This is a genomic window from Collinsella aerofaciens ATCC 25986, assembly GCF_010509075.1.
Lineage (GTDB): Bacteria > Actinomycetota > Coriobacteriia > Coriobacteriales > Coriobacteriaceae > Collinsella > Collinsella aerofaciens.
The window spans coordinates 2,158,347-2,176,798 of sequence record NZ_CP048433.1 but is presented as its reverse complement, the minus strand read 5'-3'; the positions used below and the strand labels follow the sequence as shown (position 1 = coordinate 2,176,798).

Below are 18,452 nucleotides of genomic sequence, written 5' to 3'. Positions count from 1 at the left end.
ACGGAGGGCCGAAGCATCGTGCTCGGACAGGTTAATCCAACTCTTTTAACCCATGTGCCAGCTGCCAGTACTCGCCGTGCTGGGCAAGCAACTCCTCATGGGTGCCGCGTTCGATGATGCGGCCGTGTTCGAGGACCATGATGGCGTCGGCGTCGCGGACGGTGGACAGGCGGTGCGCGATCATAAAGGTGGTGCGTCCGCGCATGATGCGGTCCATACCGCGTTCGATGAGCTTTTCGGTACGCGTGTCAATGGAGCTCGTGGCCTCGTCCAGGATGAGCACCGGCGGATCGGCGACGGCCACGCGCGCGATGGCGAGCAGCTGACGCTGACCCTGCGACAGGTTGGCGCCGTCGGCCGTGACCGGTGTGTCGTAGCCCCGCGGCAGGCGGCGGATAAACGAGTCGGCGCAGGCGGCCTCGGCAGCGGCGCGCACCTCCTCGTCGGTCGCGTCGAGCTTGCCAAAGCGGATGTTCTGCGCAATGGTGCCGCTAAACAGGTGCGTATCCTGCAGCACGATGCCGAGCGACCCGCGCAGGCTGGCCTTGGCAATGTGCTTGACGTCGATGCCGTCGTACGTGATCTCGCCGTCATCGACCTCGTAGAAGCGGTTGATGAGGTTGGTAATGGTCGTCTTGCCGGCGCCCGTGGAGCCCACAAACGCAACCTTTTGCCCCGGCTTGGCAAACAGGTTGAGGTCCGTGAGCACGCGGGCGCCCGGCACGTAGGAAAAGTCCACGGCATGGAAGCGCACGTCGCCGGCAAGCGGGACCAAGCCGCACGTGAGCTCGGTGCCGTCGGCGGCCACCGCGCGGCCCGACTCATCAACGGCTGCCACATCATGCAAATGCCCGTACGCGCCCACGCCCTGGCCCTCGGGAATCTTCCACGCCCACGCGGCGTCGCCCGTCTGCACCAGCTCCACGCAGCCCTCGTCCACCTCGGGCTCAAGGTCCATGGCGGCAAACAGGCGCTCGGCACCGGCCAACGCATTGAGCAAGAAGTTGCCCAGCTGCGTAAACTGGTTGATGGGCATGGCCGCCTGGCGAACGAAGACCAGGTAGCTTGCAAGCGCGCCCACGTCGGCCAGGCCCTTGATGCAGAGCATGCCGCCCGCCACGGCGACGATGGCATAGTTGACGTAGCCAATCACGACAGTCATGGGCACCATGGAGTTGGCATAGCTCACGGCGGCGGTGCCGGTGCGGCGAAGCTCGTCGTTGCGGCAGGCAAAGCCGGCGACATTCGCCGCCTCACGGTTAAAGACCTTGATGACCTTTTGACCCGAGACCATCTCTTCGATATATCCGTCCAGGTCGCCAAGCGATGCCTGCTGGGCAGCAAAGAAACGCTTAGAGCGCGCGCCCGAGTAGCGCGCATACAGCACAATGGCCGCATCGCACACGAGTGTGATAATCGTGAGCTGCCAGTTAAGGATGATGAGCATAGCCGTGGTGCCCACAACCTGAATGGCGGCCTGAATCACGTTGGCAAAGCTGTTGTTGAGCGCCTCGGAGACGGTGTCGACGTCGTTGGTGAAAAAACTCATGATGTCGCCCGAGCGCGTGCTGTCAAAATAACTGAGCGGCAGCGTCTGGATGTGCGCGAACAGGTCGCGGCGAATATCGGACACCACGCGTTGGGCCGCGCGCACCATGATCTGCGAGTAGCCCAGGGCCGAAAGCACGCCCGCGGCGTAGATGATCGCCGTCAGGATGACCTGCTTGGCGAGCAGTTCCTCCCCGCCCGTAGCCAAGCCGTTAACGATGGGGCGCACCATGTAGGTGCCGGCGAGGCTCGCGATGGCGGCGACGGAGGCGAGCACGCCCACCGCGAGCAACGAGAACTTGGCATGCCCCATGTAGGAGAGCAGGCGGCGCACGGTGCGCTTGAGGTCGGCCGGGCGTGCTTGGGCTGCGGTCTTAGGCATGGCGCTCACCCCCTTCCAAGGGCGATCCTCCGGGGACGGAGGAAAACGGATCATTCGCGCAACCATCGTCGCTGCCGTCGCCGGCGTCCGCGTTCCTCGCAAACTCCATCTGCGAGGCATAAATCTCCTGGTATATGTTGTCGCCCGCTAGCAGTTCCTCGTGCGTGCCCACGCCGTGGACACGACCGTCGTCCAATACCACAATGCGATCGGCATCCATGACACTCGCGATGCGCTGGGCGATGATGAGCACGGTCGTATCGGAAATCCGGGCGATGTGCTCGCGAATCTTTGCGTCGGTCGCCATATCGACCGCGCTGGTGGAGTCATCAAAAATGAGCACGCGCGGATGCTTGAGCAGCGTGCGCGCGATGCACAGGCGTTGCTTCTGGCCACCCGAGACACCGGCGCCGCCTTGGCCCAACTCGCCGTCCAGCCCGCCGATGCGATCAAGGAACTCGTCCACGCACGCCGCGCGGCAAGCCGCGAGGAGTTCATCGTCCGACGCCTGCGGATTGCCCCACTGCAGGTTCTCGCGCACGGTACCCGTAAACAGCACATTCTTTTGCAGCACAATGCCCACGGCGTCGCGTAGAGTCGCGAGGTCGTAGTCGCGCACGTCGTGTCCGCCCACAAGTACGGCGCCCTCGGTGGCGTCGTACAGGCGCGCAATCAGCTGCACAAGCGAGCTCTTGCCCGAGCCCGTGCCGCCGAGGATGCCCACCGTCGAGCCGCTCTCGATGCGAAGGTCGATATGCTCGAGCACATCCTCAGCTGCATCCGCGCGGTATTTAAAGGAAACGTCGCGAAACTCGATACTGCCGTCCGCTGGCGCCGCAATCGCGAGGTCTCCCGCGGGGTTGGCGATAAAGGGCTCCTCATCGAGCACCTCTGCGATACGGCCCACACTCGTAAGAGCGCGCGTGAGCAGCAAAAACACGTTGGAAATCATCATGAGCGAATTCATGATCAGCAGCACGTAGCTCATAAAGCCCGTGAGCGAGCCCACGCCCAGCTTGCCGGCGAGAATCATGTGGCCGCCAATCCACAGGATGGAGAGCGCAGCCACGTACATCGACAGCTGAAACACCGGCAGGTTGAGCACCGCGTTGCCAAAGGTCTTCGTCGCCGTGCCGGCGAGCTCGGTATTGACGGTGTCGAACTTGGCCTCCTCGTGCTCGGTACGAACGTAGGCCTTGACGGCACGCACGGCGGTGAGGTCTTCCTGTACCACGCCGTTGAGGTGGTCCATCGAGGTCTGGAGTTGGCGGTAGAGCGGACTGACGCGATAGGTGATGGCGCCCAGTACGATTGCCAGCACGGGCAAGATGATCGCAAAGACGGTGGCGAGCGGGCGCGACAGCATCAGCGCGTAGATAAGGCCGACGATAAGCGTCACCGGGCCGCGCACCATAGGGCGAAAGCCGTTGCCCACAGCATTTTGGATAACGGTGATGTCCGTGGTCATGCGGGTGACGAGCGAGCTGGCGTCGTAGTTGTCCAGGTTACCAAAAGCGAGCGTCTGAATCTTTTTGTACTCGGCCTCGCGCAGGTTAGCGCCTAGGCCCGAGGCAACGCGGGCGGACGTGCGGGCATAACCCAAGCCCAGTACCAGCGAAAGCGCAGCGCACACCAACATGTACGCGCCCTGCAGCAGCATGTAGTTGATATCACCCGCAGGCACGCCCACATCGATGATGTTGGCCATGATGACCGGGATAAACAGCTCGAGCGCCGTCTCAGCAGTCACAAAGAACACGCCGAGTATGGCATCGCGGCGGTATGCCCCCAGATAGGAAAACAGAATCTTGAGATTGCGCACGCAGGTTCATCCCCCATCAAACGTTGTTCGCAAACCCACGTATTATGGCGCGCCGTGCGGCGGTGTCAAGTGTTCCGAAATCGTTTTCTGCAAGGTTAGCGCCGGCGGCGAGTTCTCGTGATGTGTGTCCATATTCACTCGGAATAATGGTGCGCGAGACTTTTTTCGCTCCGGCGTCAACACAAAGCTTGACTCTACAATCGTTGTAGGGTTTTCACTACACTGGTAGCTAAACGAACCAAGCCAGAAAGCCCCGCCCATGGAACACGACCTCACACGCGGCAATGTCCTTAAGACCATCGCGGTCTTTGCCCTGCCCTATATGCTCTCGTACTTTTTGCAGATGCTCTACGGCATGGCCGACCTGTACATGATGGGGCAGTTTAGCGGCGCCGCCGGCATCACCGCCGTGGGCAATGGCGCGCAGACGCTCTATATCATTACCGTGACGCTCGTGGGCCTGGCCATGGGAACGACGGTCATCGTCGGTCACGCCGTGGGCTCGCGCCGCTTCGATCGCGCCGAGACCGCCATCGGCAACACCATTACGCTCTTTATGGGTGTCTCGGTGGTGCTGGCCGCTGTCCTGCTCGCACTGTGCCCGCAAATCGTGGCACTCATTGGCACGCCGGCCGAGGCGGTCGAAGGAACCGCCGCCTACCTGCGTATCTGCTTTGTCGGCATTCCGTTTATCGCCGCATACAACATTCTCTCGGCCATCTTTCGCGGCCTAGGCGATTCGCGCTCGCCCATGTACGTGATCGGCGTGGCATGCATCATCAACATCGCGCTCGATTTTCTGTTTATCGGCCACATGGGGCTCGGCCCTGTGGGCGCGGCGCTCGGCACAGTGACCGCCCAGACGGCCAGCGTTGCCCTCGCGCTCGTGTGGCTCAAGAGCCGCCGCACGAACATCCACGTAAAGCGCAGCGACCTGCGCCCCCAGCCCGAGGTGCTCGGCAGCATTCTTAAGATTGGCGTGCCCGTGGCCGTGCAGGACGGCTGCATCCAGGTGGCGTTTATGTTTATCACCGTCATCGCCAACCACCGAGGGCTCGTCGACGCCGCCGCCGTGGGCCTGGTCGAAAAGATGATCAGCTTTTTGTTCATTGTGCCAAGTTCCATGGGTGCCACCGTCAGCGCGCTCACGGCGCAAAATGCCGGCGCGGGCAAGGGCGACCGCGCACGTCAGGTACTCAAGGACGCCATGACAATCTCGGTGGTGTACGGCTGCCTGATCACGGTGCTGATGTGGCTGGTGGCGCCAGCGTTTATTGGCTTTTTTGCCAAGGACGCTGCAGTGGTCGCCGCCGGTACCGGCTATATGCGCAGCTATATTTTCGACGCAATCTTTGCCGGCATCCACATTTGCTTTAGCGGCTTTTTCGCTGCATACGGCAAGAGCTACATCGGCTTTGCGCACAACGTGCTGGCCGTGGCGCTCATTCGCGTGCCGGGCGCGTGGCTACTGTCGAACGCCTATTCCGATACGTTGTTTCCCATGGGCATCGCTTCGCCGTGCGGATCGATTTTGTCAGCAGTCATCTGTGTTATCGCGTTTACCGTGCTCAACCGACGCGGGGCTTTTGACAAGTTGGCAGCGTAGCGGGGCAACGCGAGGTCGCCCTCATCGATGGCATCGCCAGCGATGATCCGGCGACCTACGTGACGCAGATCACGGTGCCGGTTGCCCCGTTCAGATAAGAACTGCCTAGATAACGTTCGGCTGAAGGCAGAATCTTGACGTTATAGGCCATATTTTGCCTCAAGGTCATCGAGAGCCTCAAAGGCATCACGCGCCGTGCCAGCAGCACGCTCCCGCTCGGCCACAGCTATACGAGCCATCAGACGAGCCTTAGCCTGTTCCTGAACCATGAGGTCATAGTCTTCAGATCGAAGTACAACAAATTTGCTATAGCCGTTTTTTGTAACAGTCACTGGACCAGGAGCCTCCCAACAAGCTCGCTAAACGCCGGGGACAATCCCCGATATGGCGGTTTTACTCATCCGGAATCGGAAACGCACGGATGAACTCTGCAGGCGAGAAGGTCTTGATGGTCGAGCGCACAAAAGCGGCGCGGTCACGCGTGATGATAAAGTCCACGCCGGCACGCTCGGCCATCGCACGGATACAGCCGTCCTCAAAGTCCGGCTCATCGGAATAGGCGGAGGTAAAACAAGCTTCTTGGTCGAGAGGCTCTACCGAGTAGCTCTTAAGGCAGTCGCGCACTACCTCGCGCCCGCGCGCCTCGCCGGCCTGTTTGGTGAGAATGTAGTACGCGTCCTTGAGAGAGCAGGCCGAAACAACGCCTTCGATAAGCCCCACGTCGACGAGCCCCTTGATCGTTTGCGCCGCTGCGTGCTCCGGCCGGCCCGGAAGCACGCAATCGAGCAGAAAATTGGTATCGAGAAATGCCCTCATAGGTAGCGCTCCCTCGCGACGCGCTTTTCATCTTCAACCGTCATCGTATCGAGCGGCGTTCCCTTTGGCATGTTAGCCACGATATCGAGATACTCCTGGTAGTCCTCATTCTCCGCGAGCATCTCGCGAATCTCCTTCCAGGTAATCTTGGGATGCCACATCGTACCCACGTCGCGCTTGGGCTTGTCCGAGCCGCGCGTCGGCTTTGCACCCCCGCGCTCCTGGGCAGCGTCATATTCCACTGCAACCGGGCCTTGATAGTCGAGCGGTACGATCTTGAACAACGGCTTGCTCCGCTTGAAGACCACAACCTCCTCGCCCTCATTGGCAACCTTTTCGGCCACCTGCGTAAGGTTTTGGCGCAGCTCCGAAAACGCGACCGTAACCATAACTGCTCCTCTCAACATATATCTTCACTGCTAAGTATACACGTTAATATTAATGTTAAAGTGTATAAAACTCATCACAATGGGGCAGCCCGTTGTGGGACCTCACTGCGGGGCCCCTTTGCTTTGCATGAATCTTCTATCGCTCCGGAACGACACCGCTCCGCAGGGTCACCCTCAGCAACCTACATGACGCAGATCATGCTGCCCGCCACCACGCCCAAATAAAAACCTCCCGGAAAGTATCAACCTTTCCGGGAGGTTTTCTAATTTGATTATCGATGTCCTAAGCCTGGGGCACCTGACCAGTAGCCAAAATCTGCTCGAGTGCGTCCTCGTCCAGCACGGGTACGCCCAGCTGCTCGGCCTTGGTGAGCTTGGAGCCCGCTTTGGGACCGGCGACCAGGTAGCTCGTCTTCTTTGAAACACTGCCCGAGACCTTGGCGCCGAGCACCTTGAGCGCCGCGCCTGCCTCGTCGCGCGTGCGGTTGACGAGCGTGCCGGTGAGCACGAAGGTCAGACCCGCGAGCGGCTGTGCGTCGGCGAGCTCGCCCGCCACGCCGGCATCGGCTGCGGCTTGCGCATGCGCGGCGCCCAGGTCGACCTCGAGCGAAAGGCCCGCTTGGCGCAGACGTTCCAGCACGGCAAGGTTCTCGGGCACGGCCAGGAACTGCTTGACGCTCGCCGCAATCTTGGGACCGATGCCCTCGCACTCGGCGATGTCCTCTTCGCTCGCCAAGATAAGCTTGTCGATCGACAGGAATCGCTCGGCGATGACCTCGCCCACGCTCTTGCCCACGTGGCGGATGCCCAGGGCAAACAGTACGCGACCGAGCGGCTGGCTCTTGGACTTGTTGAGCTCGACGATAATTTTCTCGGCCGTCTTGAGGCCCACCGGAATGGGGTCGCCCTTCTTGACGCCCTTTTTGCTGTTGGAGCTGGCATAGGTGCGCCCCGTGTCCAAGCCGGCGATGTCGTCAACCGTGAGCTGGTAGAAGTCCGCGACATCGTGGATCAGGCCGGCGGCGATCATCTTGTCGACGATCTCGTCGCCCAGGCCGTCGACGTCCATGCAGCCGCGGCTCACCCAGTGGAGCAGGCGCTCCTTGAGCTGCGCGGGGCAGTCGATGGAGACGCAGCGGTAGGCGACCTCGCCGTCCTCGTGGACCACGGGGCTGCCGCACACGGGGCAGACCTCGGGCATCTGCCAGTCGACCGAATCGGCCGGGCGCTTATCGAGCACCGGGCCCACGACCTCGGGGATTACGTCGCCTGCCTTATGCACGATGATGGTGTCGCCCTCGCGCACGTTTTTGCGACGGATCTCGTCGATGTTGTGCAGCGTGGCGCGCGCGATGGTGGAGCCGGCGACCGTCACCGGATCGAACTCGGCGACCGGCGTGAGCACACCGGTGCGGCCCACCTGGATGCGAATTTCGCGCAGGACGGTCTGCTTTTCCTCGGGCGGGAACTTAAAGGCAATGGCCCAGCGCGGCGCGCGGGCGGTAAAGCCCAAGTCGAGCTGCTGCTGAAAGCTGTCGACCTTTACGACCACGCCGTCGATGTCGTAGTCCAGGTCACCGCGATGCTCGAGGGCCTGGGCGCAGAACTCGTGGACCTCGGCCGGCGTGGCACAACGAGCCACGTTAGGGTTGACGCTAAAGCCGGCGCTACGCAGCCAATCGAGGAACTCGCGCTGGCTGTGAACGTGCAGCGGATCGGTATCGGCGATGGCATAGATAAAGGTGGCCAGGTCGCGGCGCGCTGTGACCTTGGGGTCCTTTTGGCGCAGGCTGCCGGCAGCGGCGTTGCGCGGGTTAGCAAAGGGGTCGCGTCCCTCGGCATCGGCCTCTTCATTCAGGCGAACAAAGCTGCCCTTGGGCATATAGACCTCGCCGCGTACCTCAATGGTGCGCTCGCGGTCGGCGCCCATATGAGTGAGCGCCGGCTCGGACAGGTGCATGGGCACGTCCTTGATGGTGCGGACGTTGAGCGACACGTCCTCGCCCGTGGTGCCATCGCCACGTGTGGCCGCACGTACGAAGGTGCCGTTTTGGTAGGTAAGGGCTACGCCCAGACCGTCAATCTTAAGCTCACAGGTATAGGTGACGTTGCCGGCGCCGAGCGCATCCTCGGTGCGCTGGAGCCATGCGTCGAGTTCGTCCAGATCCATGGCATCGTCCATGGAATACATGCGTGCCATGTGCGTAACCGGCGTAAACTGCTCGCTCACGTAGCCGCCCACGCGCTGGGTATAGCTGTCGGGCGTCACCAGATCGGGATAGGCCGCCTCGATTTCCTGCAGTTCAACGAGCATTTTGTCAAAGGCGGCATCCGTGATCTCGGGCGCATCGAGCATGTAGTAGCGATAGGCGTGGTAATCGAGCTCGTGGCGCAGCTCGGCCGCACGCGCTGCCGCCTGGGCATGGGCGTCGGTCGGTGCGGTGGTTTCCGCGGTCGTGGACGTTTCGGTATCGATGTCCACGCCGTCGCCAAACAGGCTCGATTGCTCCATAGCGGCACTCCTTCGCTCGATTTCAAACGGATACAAGAGTACCACCGGTCGAAACGGGGTCGAATAGCGGTCTCAAACCGCACCGAATCGGCAGCCGCCAGACGGGGGTGGACAGTTAGTTCAGATACGTATAAATCCTAGAGCTGGATCAAATACGAACACCTCTGTTTCGACTAATTTGGGATCCTCGAGACCATGTAATCGTCCCACTCTCCCTTCCAAACACCCATTCGAGCCCCATCTCAATCAAAAAATTGCTCAAAACGCATCCCAAGCTGCCCCAGATTTATACGTATCTGAACTAACTGTCCAGACCATTCCGAACCAGGCCTCTTGTCAGCCCCAAGTGATCCGTTTTCCTCCATCCCCAACGGATCAATAAGAAAAGAGGGGCTGTCCCACGTTGATGGGACAGCCCCTCTGGCATCGGTATGTGCGATACAGCTCGTTAGAAACCCTGGCCGTAGCCCTGGCCCTGGCCCTGCTGGCCTAACAGCTCCTCCAGGTACTGGCGCAGCTGCTCGTCGGTAATACCGCCGTTGCCGGTGTCGGTCGAACTGTCGTCCTGCTGCTGGTTCTGCAGTTCCTCATCGGAGCCCAGCTCAACCGTGACCTTCTTCTCTTCCTTGCCGCGCATAAGCGTGATCTCGACCTTCTCGCCCACCTCGTGGCTGCGCAGCGCGATGATCAGGCCATCGGCGCTCGTGATCTCGTCGTCGCCCAGCTTGGTGATAACGTCACCCTCCTGAATGCCGGCCTTGGCGGCAGGACCATCCTCAACGACGCTCGCCACATACGCGCCGCTATCGGTGCTCAGCTTGTTGATGCGGGCGTTGAGCGCATTGACGCTCGAAAGCGTAGCGCCCATGTACGGATGCACCGGCGTCTTGCCGTCGATAATCTGGTCGGCAATGTTCTTGGCGTAGTTAACGGGAATAGCAAAGCCCACGCCCGAGCTGGAGCCCGAGTAGCTCTCGATGAGCGAGTTGATGCCCACGAGCTCGCCGTTGTCATTGACGAGCGCGCCGCCGGAGTTGCCCGGGTTGATGGCGGCATCGGTCTGAATCATATTGGCATAGATAGTGTTGCCGCCGGTAGAGCTCATAGCCGTGGAGCGATACAGCGCCGACACAATACCCGTGGAGACAGACTGTTCGTTACCGAACGGCGAACCGATTGCCATGACCCACTCGCCCACGTTGAGCTTGGAGGAATCACCGATCTCGATCGGCGTGAGCTTGGAGGCGTCGGCGTCCTTGAGCTTGATGACGGCCAGGTCGCTCGAGGCATCGTTGCCCACGAACTCGGCCTCGTAGGTGGTGCCGTCGTCCATGGTGACCACGTACTGGTCGTAGCCGTCGACCACGTGGTTGTTGGTGAGGATGTGGCCCTCGGTATCGAGCACTACGCCCGAACCGACGCTGCCCGAGCTATCCGACTCATCAGCAGACTGCGAAAGCGAGCCATTCTGGCTGCCGCTCGAAGTGGCGGTGATGGAAACGACGGAGGGCAGGGCCTTGGCAGAAACGGCCTCGGCCAACGTGGTGTCCTCGGAATCAATCGTAATCTTTTGCGTCGATGAGCCCGAAGCACCCGCCGTCACGGCATTCTTGCCGCCACCGATATCGAGCGTGCCGCTCATAATGAGCGCGATGACCAACAGGGCGCCGCAGGCGCAGCCGGCGAGCGCCGTAATGAAAATCGGCAGCTTTTTGGTCTTGGTCTTGACCACCGTGTGCTTGTTCACGACCTGTTGGCCGCCCAGCGGCTTGCCGGTCTGCGTGTCGTAAGCTTGCACGTAGGGAATGTTGCTACCGGCAGGCGTCGACTCCACCTGCACACGCGGCTGCTGCTGGGTCTCGCCAGCGTTGCCCGCATCCTGGGGACGCTGGGAATCGTTCTCGCTCATGGCTGCGATCCTTTCGTCAAATAACCAAAGGCCCGCCAAACATGTGGCGGGCCATCATTGTTCACGTTGAGTTGTACCCCAATATGCGGGCGAACGTGTATGAGAACGCAATCTTTTAGGAAGGCTTAAGTTCTGCTGCAGGCCCGAAAGGAACCCGCACCTGCGGCAAAACCACCACAAAGGTGCCTGTCCCCTTTGTGGTGGAAATCTAGTCCTTAAACAGATAGCCCACGCCGCGGACGGTGGTGATGTGCGCCGCGATCTGCGGGCCCACCTTGGAGCGGATGCGTCGGATGTGCACGTCGACGGTGCGCGTGCCGCCGCAGTACTCAAAGCCCCACACGCGGTGCAGCAGTACCTCGCGGCTGTAGGCACGGTTGGGATGCGTCGCCAAAAAGCTCAGCAGCGAGTACTCCATCAGCGTCAGGTCAATAGGCTCGTTATCGAGCGTTACCTGGTAGGTAGCCAGGTTGATCTCGAGGTTATCGATGTTGAGCACATCGTCGGCGGTGACGGTCTCCTCCTCGCCCATCAAGCGCTGCGCGCGAGCCTTGAGCTCGTTGGGCGTCGCCGTGGGGCACACAAAGTCGGCATGCGCGTGATTGGGCAGGCGCAGGGTGCCGAGCGCCTCGTCGTCGACAATCACCAACATGGGGACGCCGCCGCGATCGTCAAGCCACTTGGCAATCTGATCGATGCGGTCGCTGCGGATGCCGTCGGAATCGAGGATCAGCAGGTCAAAGTCGTGCGCCGCAGTCGGCGAATCGGGCGTGGCCAGGCTCACCTCGACACCCAGGGTGGTCGTCAAACTGCGGGCAAACTCGTGGAAGCGCGTCGTGCGCGCCATGAACAGGGCACTCTTTTCGGACATATCGGCCTCCAAAGAAATGAGCTCAATCGTACTGGAACAAGCCAGCGCGATTAGGAGTTCGCCAGGTAGTGCTTGATCTCCCACTCGGTGATCGTGGACTCAAACTTATGCCACTCGTCGCGCTTCTTTTTTAGGAAGAAGCTGTGGATGTGCTCGCCGAGGGCATCCTTCATAAACTGCGAGTCCTCAAACACGTCGAGCGCCTCTTTGAGCGAACGCGGCAGCGGCGTGTAGCCGGCCTCGAGCATCTGACGATCGGTGAGCTTGAGCGTCTCGGCCGTGGCCTCGGGCGGGAGCTCCAGCTTGCGCTCGATGCCGTCCAGACCAGCCGCCAACGTGACGGCGTTGACCAGGTACGGGTTGGCCATGGGGTCGGGGCTACGAAGCTCGATGCGCGTGGACAGCTGCTTGCCGGGCTTGTAGACCGGGATGCGAACCATGCTCGCGCGGTTGCGCAGGCCCCACGTGGCGTACTGCGGCACGGAGTCGCCGCCCGTGGTGATGCGCTTGTACGAGTTGACCGTGGGGTTGGTGATGGCGCTGATCTCGCGCGCGTGCGCCAGGATGCCGGCCATGTAGTGCTTGGCGATATCGGAGAGATGGTACTTCTCGTCGTCCTCGCCCCAAAAGACGTTGTTGCCGTCGTGGTCGAATAGCGACTGGCACAGGAACATGGCACTGCCGTCCTCGCCTGCCAACGGCTTGGGCATAAAGGATGCGTGGCAACCGCTCTCGTAGGCCTGCTGCTTAATGATGAGTTTGGCCGTGGTGATGGCGTCGGACATGCTCAGGGCCTCGGCGTGGCGCAGGCTCATGCCGTGCTGCGAGCGGCCGGCGGCATGGAAGGTGTACTCCACGGGCACGGACATCTTCTCGAGCGTGAGGACTGTGTTGCGACGCAGGTCGCGAGCGGCATCGCTCACCGAAAGATCGAAGTAGCCCACGTTGTCGAGCGGCTCGGGGGTGTGCTCGTCGGGGAAATAGTAATACTCCAGCTCGGCGCCCACGTTGAGCAGATAGCCGGCCTTTTCGGCCTTGTAGAACATGCGGCGCAGGGCATCGCGCGGGTCGCCGGCGAAGGGCTTGCGGTCGGGGGTACACACGTCGCAGAACACGCGGGCGACGCCGTTGTGGCTCGGGCGCCACGGCAAAATCTGGAAGGTCGAAGCATCGGGAAACGCCAGCATGTCGGCTTCCTCGGGCGTGGCAAAGCCCTCGATGGCGGAGCCGTCAAAGCCAATACCCTCCTCAAAAGCGACCTCGAGGTCCTCGGGGCTAATGGCAAAGTTCTTGAGGCGGCCGAGAATGTCGACAAACCACAGACGCACAAAGCGGATGTCACGCTGCTCTACAGAGCGGAGTACGTAATCGATGTTCTGCTGGTTCATGTCGCTCCCCTTTCTTTCGGGCGGGTTTCGACTGGTCTATATCGCAGATACTATCGCAGAAAAATGTTTCCGCAGGGTTAAAGCGTATCAAGCGCTCAAAAAACGTGCGCGAACAGGCAGTCTGACTTACGCGCGATCATAAAGGATCACTCCTTCGCGCTCGATTACCGCGGCAAGTTCGTCATCAAGATGATCACTAGAGACGAGATCAACCTGCCTCCCGGTTTCTTTGCGAACCGCCTCGCCAAACGCCGACAACGCGAAAAGACCAAAGCCCTGCTCGCGATCGACTTCGAGACGCAAGTCAATATCGCTATCGACATGTGCCTCGCCCCGGGCATACGAACCAAAAAGAATCACGGTTTTGATGGCGGGAATCGAGCTGGCTGCCTCGCGGACGGCGGACTCAATCTGGGCAGTATCCAAAATGCCCGTCGCGGCGCTTTCGCTCGCAGAGCTTTTACCAAGTGAAGGAACAAACGGCAGAGAGCGCTCGCGCAGCATCTGCCTCATAAACATATTGACCGCAACAGACGAAGTCATGCCAAGCTCTTCGCACAGCTCGGCAAATGAGTCTTTAATTGACGAGTCCACTCGCACACTCAGCACAGACGCAGCCATGGATACCTCCTGTATGACATTGTCTATATATTATCACACAGACTAGCGCGAGGTCGAAGCGCGGTGTTCGATGTGTCCGGGAATCTCGATGCGCTTGGGGGCGAGCTTTGCGGCCTCGCCCACGGTGGTGGTAACAACGTCGATGCGCTCAGAAAGGCGCTCGACTACGCGCTCGGCAATGGTGAGGGTGTCCTGCGCGGCCGTGGTCACGCCACCAAAGAGCACATGGTTCCAGGGGTAGTCGTCAAACGTCGCGATCTTGAGCCCCGCCGGCAGCGAGGGACCAAGCTGTGCCAGTGCCTCGGTCAGGCGCAGAAAGACCAGGCCGTTGACGGCAATGAGGCCGAGCTTTTTACCTGCATAGCCGCGGATGGTCTCGTCCAGGCGGCCGACGCCCGTGGCGCCCCCGTCGGCCAGGGTGACGACCTCGCCGGCAAGGCCGCGGCGCGAAAGCTCGTCGGCAAAGGCCTCGGCGCGCTCTCGACGCACGGGGCTGTCGTCGCTTGCCTCGGTGAGCAGGCACAGGCGCTCGCTGCCAGCGGCGGCCAAGGCGTCTACCAAGCCGGCGACCAGCTCACGGTTGTTAGATGTCACCAGATCGACACCGCCGTCGACAACATCGCGGTCGAGCAGCACAACGGGCAGACGTCCCGCTGCCGCGGCAATCGCCTCGTCATTGCCTCCGCAGGTGTTGACGACCAGACCGTCCACGCCAGCATCGATAAGTCTGACGAGCGACTCGGCCTCCTTTGCGGGGTCGTTGCCGCTAATGGCAGTCATAAGCGAGCAGCCGCGCGCGGCGGCACTGGAGGAAAGTCCTTCGAGCATGGCGCTCGAGAACGGGTTGGCGATGTCGGCCAGAATCACGCCGATGAGGTTGGTGCGTGAGCTGCGCAGATTGCGCGCGGCGGCACGTGGGCGATAGCCGGTGCGCTCGATAACTGCCGCGATGCGAGCACGGGTCTCCTCGGTCATTTGCCCGGGGCGGTTGTTGAGATAGCGCGAGACCGTGGCCGGGCTCACGCCCGCCTCGGCGGCAATGTCCTTGATTCTCATCTGCGCCATAACGCACCCCGTTTCCCAATTGTCGGCGGTCTGAGCCATTTTAGGCATTTTTTTAAAAATCTCGGTTGCAAAACGCTGTAGGTGAGTATACTACAACTCGAAACGAAACCGATTTCGTAAACCGATTTCGGCGAGCGTTGGCACGCAGGTGCAAAGACGCACCCTACCGTCTTGGCACCTGCGTGCCAACGCCATATCAAAGGTGTACGCACGAGTAAAAGGAGCTGCGCGACCATGGGTAAAACGGTTCTTACCTTCGGCGAGATCATGATGAGACTCTCACCCAAAGACCACCTGCGTATTGAGCAGGCAACCGAGTTTGACGTCCGCTACGGCGGCGCCGAGGCCAACACTGCGCTTTCCCTGGCCTACCAGGGCGACAAGGCCGCTTACGTCTCCGTTGTCCCGGCCAACCGTCTGGGCGAGTGCGCCCTGCGTTCGCTGAAGGCCTACGACGTCGACACCACGCGCGTCGTGCGTCAGGGCGACCGCCTTGGCTCCTATGTGTTTGAGGTCGGTGCCTCGCAGCGCGGCAACGGTTGCGTCTACGACCGCAAGTACTCTGCCATCAACATGGCCAAGCGCGACGTCTTTGACTGGGACGAGATCCTCAAGGGCATCGATGTCTTCTATTTCTCCGGCGTGACCCCCGCCGTCTCCGATGAGATGGCCGCCGCCTGCAAGGATGCGCTCGCCGCCTGCCGCGCCAAGGGCATCACCACCGTGTGTGACGTGAACTATCGCGGCAAGATGTGGTCGCCCGAGAAGTCGCAGGCCACCATGAGGGAACTCCTGCCGCTCGTCGACATCTGCATCGCCAACGACGAGGATGCGCCTGCTGGCCTCGGTATGACCTGCGTCTCTGGCTCCCTTGCCCACGGCATCGAGGAGCGCGACACCTATGTCGAGATGGCCCGTCAGATCTGCGCCGAGTACGGCTGCAAGAAGGTCGCCTCGGTCGTCCGCAACATCTCCTGCGTCGAGCGCTCCATCTGGATGGGCATGCTCTATGACGCCGAGAGCGGCGAGCACTGGTTCTCCCCTGCTCACGATGTGCACGTGCTTGAGGGTGTTGCCGCCGGCGACGCTTTCAACGCCGGCCTGGTCCACGCCCTCATCAACGACTTCGATCCGCAGGCTGCCGTCAACTACGCGATTGCGGCTTCGATCCTCAAGCTCACCATCAAGGGCGACTCCAACTTGGTGACCGCAGACGAGATCGCAGCCGTAGCATCAGCCGCCGACGGTGGCACCCGCGTCGCGCGCTAGTCCGTCTCCATTCCGCGGGCCGCAGCTTTCCAATCCCATACCCCTGCGGCCCGCTCCCCGATTCCTCCGGCCGGGCAAAACCACCAGTCCCATTCCGGTTTTGCCTGGCATTCCCTACATGACTGGTCGAGCAGCCGGTTTTGGAATTGCTTGAACCCCAAGCAGTGCCTCCGATAACCAATCCAAAATCGGCTCCTGACCAGCACATTTGGTAATCACGTGCCCATGCGCGCCACACATCGAAAGGAACATCATGTTCGATCAGTTCTACACCACGCTTGAGTCCCTGGGCATCGTGCCGGTCGTTGTGCTCGACAAGGTCGAGGACGCCGCCCCGCTCGCCCACGCTCTTATGGCAGCTGGCATGAAGTCCGCCGAGGTCACCTTCCGCACCGCCTGCGCCGCCGAGTGCATCGCCGCTATGGCCGAGGCCGAGCCCGAGATGTGCGTTGGCGCCGGCACTGTCCTGACCGTCGAGCAGGTTGAGCAGGCCCGCGCCGCCGGTGCCAAGTTCATCGTCTCCCCGGGTTACAACGAGGACGTCGTGAAGCATTGCATCGACATCGAGCTGCCCGTCCTTCCCGGCACCGTGACCCCCTCCGAGGTCACCGCAGCCGAAAACCTGGGCCTCAAGGTCACCAAGTTCTTCCCCGCGTCCCAGTATGGCGGCCTGAACACCATCAAGGCCCTCGCCGCTCCGTTTGTCGGTCACCGCTTTATGCCTACCGGCGGCGTGAGCACCGCCAACGTCGAGGAGTACCTGAGCTCCTCCGCCATCATCGCCTGCGGTGGCACCTGGATGGTCAAGCCGGCCCTGTTTGCCGACGGCGACTTCTCCAAGGTCGAGCAGATCGCCCGCGAGGCCATGGACGTCGTCAAGAAGGTCCGCGGCTAGGTTTAGCTCTCTATCGTGAAAGGGGGCGTGCCCTAGACCTCGCCCCCTTTCTTTTAAAGCGGCTCGGAAGCGCGCCGTTTCCGTCACGAACAAGAACCAAAACCGTCTTGTATGCTGATAGAACGTGACGGAAGCGACACGCCTCCAAGCCGCTTTGCCTACTCGGCTGGCCGTCGCGCTCAACTAAGCCACTTCGACAAAAGCCGAGCCACCAAAACTGCTGCGGTGCCGTCTGGAGGAATGGACCCTTGCTTCCGGTCTTTTCCTCCAAGCGGCGCCGCAGCTTTTTCGTGCCCCTATTTCACCGCAACTTATATGGGGATTGATTAGATGAACGAGTCTTTGGACAGCTCAAAATAGTCGGGATGCAAGGCGATAACCGGGCCCTGCTCCTCGGGCATCAGGTGCAAGTGCGTCTCTGCCAGATAACTCGCCGCATCGGTATCGCCCCTCTTAATGGCCTCGAGAATCCGGCGATGCTGCCGACGAATCGGCTCCCAATCCAGATCCTGCGACACCATGCGCAACCAGTTGTATCGCTCAAAATGCGTGTTGACGCTCTTCATCCAATCCCACAACATGTGACGGCCGGCAATCACGAAACACGTCTCATGGAACAGGTTATCCAGGTCGAAAAAGCAACGCGTTTCGCTATGGTCGAGCGACTCGGACTCGGCAAGAATCTGCTCAAGCCGATGCTTTTGCTCGGGCGAGGCGGCCGAACAGCATTTAATAAGCACGCTTCTCTCGAGTTTCTCGCGCAAGAAACAAGCATTCTCGGCGCGTTCCATGCTGATCTTAGAAACGTAGGTCCCGCTTTTGGGACGCGTTTCCACCAGCTCCTGCTCGCGCAGGCGCACAAAGGACTCGCGAATGGGCGTGCGCCCGATTCCCGTCTCCTTTTCCAGACCAATCGCCGAAAGGCGCGTGCCGGGCTTGAGCTCGGCATAGATGATCTTGGAGCGCAATGCGTTGTATGCCTGATCTTGCAGGCTCTGATAATGCTGGTGCTGTTCCATAAAGCCCTCGGATGAAGCCTCGGTTAATCGAATACCACCATGCAATACTATCGCATCCCCCGCCCCATCATAAGTTGCGGTGGAATAGTTCCTGTTCAAGGCCTTCAGCAGCAAAAACAGGAACTATTCCACCGCAACTACAGCCAACGAGTTGTTGCAATTAGGTGAACGTTCACCTTTTTATTGTTTTTCTCTTCGCAAATAAAATCCCGTCGTATACTTAGGCTCAAACGAAACCGATTTCGTTGAGCGTGGGCAATATGATGCTAAGACGCCCCCTACCATCTTGGCATCTTATCGCCCACGCAATGCCATTTGCTTTCTTCCCGTCTCGTTGGAC

General features: G+C 60.8%; 15 protein-coding genes. 3 read left to right on the top strand and 12 right to left on the bottom strand.

Translation table 11 applies throughout. The features are described from left to right. Positions 1–31: 31 nt before the first annotated feature. Both GXM19_RS09685 and GXM19_RS09680 read right to left on the bottom strand, forming a co-directional pair. Positions 32–1,930, bottom strand: a complete 1,899-nt coding sequence (locus tag GXM19_RS09685; RefSeq protein ID WP_006234724.1) for an ABC transporter ATP-binding protein — start codon at positions 1,928–1,930, stop codon at positions 32–34. Next, entirely contained in the window at positions 1,923–3,752 is a 1,830-nt protein-coding gene (locus tag GXM19_RS09680) for an ABC transporter ATP-binding protein (protein ID WP_082222910.1), read from the bottom strand. The genes GXM19_RS09685 and GXM19_RS09680 overlap by 8 nt, the downstream gene beginning before the upstream one ends. Positions 3,753–4,011: 259 nt before the next feature. Here GXM19_RS09680 and GXM19_RS09675 point away from each other — a divergent pair, with 259 nt between their 5' ends. After that, positions 4,012–5,358 carry an MATE family efflux transporter gene (locus GXM19_RS09675; protein WP_006234726.1) on the top strand — a complete coding sequence of 449 codons (1,347 nt, stop codon included), beginning with the start codon at positions 4,012–4,014 and terminating at the stop codon, positions 5,356–5,358. 140 nt (positions 5,359–5,498) lie between these two features. On the opposite strand, the gene GXM19_RS11225 is transcribed toward GXM19_RS09675, so the two are convergent. The 9 genes from GXM19_RS11225 to GXM19_RS09630 all read right to left on the bottom strand — a co-directional run bounded on the left by GXM19_RS11225 (position 5,499) and on the right by GXM19_RS09630 (position 14,929). Continuing rightward, a complete protein-coding gene (locus GXM19_RS11225) occupies positions 5,499–5,627 on the bottom strand; it encodes a hypothetical protein (protein ID WP_006234727.1) in 129 nt (42 codons plus the stop codon). A gap of 124 nt (positions 5,628–5,751) precedes the next feature. Next, a complete protein-coding gene (locus tag GXM19_RS09665; RefSeq protein WP_006234728.1) occupies positions 5,752–6,174 on the bottom strand; it encodes a PIN domain-containing protein in 423 nt (140 codons plus the stop codon). Further along, positions 6,171–6,563, bottom strand: a complete 393-nt coding sequence (locus GXM19_RS09660; RefSeq protein WP_006234729.1) for a type II toxin-antitoxin system Phd/YefM family antitoxin — start codon at positions 6,561–6,563, stop codon at positions 6,171–6,173. The genes GXM19_RS09665 and GXM19_RS09660 overlap by 4 nt, the downstream gene beginning before the upstream one ends. 283 nt (positions 6,564–6,846) lie before the next feature. Next, entirely contained in the window at positions 6,847–9,075 is a 2,229-nt protein-coding gene (ligA, locus tag GXM19_RS09655) for an NAD-dependent DNA ligase LigA (protein WP_006234731.1), read from the bottom strand. 448 nt (positions 9,076–9,523) lie between these two features. Continuing rightward, entirely contained in the window at positions 9,524–10,984 is a 1,461-nt protein-coding gene (locus tag GXM19_RS09650; RefSeq protein ID WP_006234732.1) for a S1C family serine protease, read from the bottom strand. Positions 10,985–11,192: 208 nt separating this feature from the next. Further along, on the bottom strand, positions 11,193–11,855 hold the full coding sequence (locus GXM19_RS09645; RefSeq protein WP_006234733.1) for a response regulator transcription factor: 663 nt from the start codon (positions 11,853–11,855) through the stop codon (positions 11,193–11,195). Between the two features lie 50 nt (positions 11,856–11,905). Then, complete coding sequence (locus GXM19_RS09640) at positions 11,906–13,243, bottom strand: glutamine synthetase family protein (RefSeq protein ID WP_006234734.1); 1,338 nt, start codon at positions 13,241–13,243, stop codon at positions 11,906–11,908. A gap of 126 nt (positions 13,244–13,369) precedes the next feature. After that, the gene (locus tag GXM19_RS09635) at positions 13,370–13,864 is read right to left on the bottom strand and encodes a type II toxin-antitoxin system RelB/DinJ family antitoxin (RefSeq protein ID WP_006234735.1); all 495 of its coding nucleotides are present in this window, start codon (positions 13,862–13,864) and stop codon (positions 13,370–13,372) included. A 42-nt stretch (positions 13,865–13,906) separates the two neighbouring features. After that, complete coding sequence (locus GXM19_RS09630) at positions 13,907–14,929, bottom strand: LacI family DNA-binding transcriptional regulator (RefSeq protein ID WP_040358789.1); 1,023 nt, start codon at positions 14,927–14,929, stop codon at positions 13,907–13,909. A 234-nt stretch (positions 14,930–15,163) separates the two neighbouring features. On the opposite strand from GXM19_RS09630, the gene GXM19_RS09625 reads away from it, so the two are divergent. Together GXM19_RS09625 and eda are read left to right on the top strand one after the other, a co-directional pair. Then, positions 15,164–16,198: a sugar kinase gene (locus GXM19_RS09625; RefSeq protein WP_006234737.1), complete on the top strand. Its 1,035-nt coding sequence runs from the start codon at positions 15,164–15,166 to the stop codon at positions 16,196–16,198. A gap of 253 nt (positions 16,199–16,451) precedes the next feature. Next, positions 16,452–17,093 carry a bifunctional 4-hydroxy-2-oxoglutarate aldolase/2-dehydro-3-deoxy-phosphogluconate aldolase gene (gene eda / locus GXM19_RS09620; protein ID WP_006234738.1) on the top strand — a complete coding sequence of 214 codons (642 nt, stop codon included), beginning with the start codon at positions 16,452–16,454 and terminating at the stop codon, positions 17,091–17,093. A gap of 326 nt (positions 17,094–17,419) precedes the next feature. On the opposite strand, the gene GXM19_RS09615 is transcribed toward eda, so the two are convergent. Further along, positions 17,420–18,112: a GntR family transcriptional regulator gene (locus GXM19_RS09615; protein WP_006234739.1), complete on the bottom strand. Its 693-nt coding sequence runs from the start codon at positions 18,110–18,112 to the stop codon at positions 17,420–17,422. Positions 18,113–18,452: the final 340 nt, after the last annotated feature.